The sequence below is a fragment of the Crenobacter sp. CS_VA4 genome, assembly GCF_055597485.1.
On record NZ_JBVMAE010000094.1, the window covers coordinates 1 to 377 of the forward strand.

The 377-nt window shown below is 58.9% G+C and carries 1 protein-coding gene; it reads left to right on the top strand.

The features are described 5' to 3' along the window. Positions 1–22: 22 nt before the first annotated feature. On the top strand, positions 23–377 hold a 355-nt coding region (locus ACZ2IA_RS22850), incomplete at its 3' end, for a site-specific integrase (protein WP_495849315.1).

The following is a 377-nucleotide window of genomic DNA, read 5'->3' on the forward strand; positions in this document are numbered from 1 at the left end:
CGAGGCGTGGCGGGTTGGGAAGTTGGGCGAACGCCCGACCTACACCTGGGACCAAGCAGCCTATCAATGGCTGATGGAGACCGGACACAAGCGAACGCACAACGAAGACAAGGTCAAACTGCGCTGGTTGCAGCAGCATCTGGGCGGCAAACCACTGGAGGCGATTTCGCGTGATCTGATTAAGCAGATTGCCAACCAGAAAGCGCAGGAGGCCAGTCCGGCAACGGCCAATCGCTATTTGGCACTCATCCGGGCCATTTTGCGCAAGGCTTCGTTGGAGTGGGAGTGGCTGGACCGTGTGCCCAAGGTGACGCTCTTTAAAGAAGCTAAACGCAGGGTCCGCTGGCTGACACCCGAACAAGCCCGGAAGCTGTTGG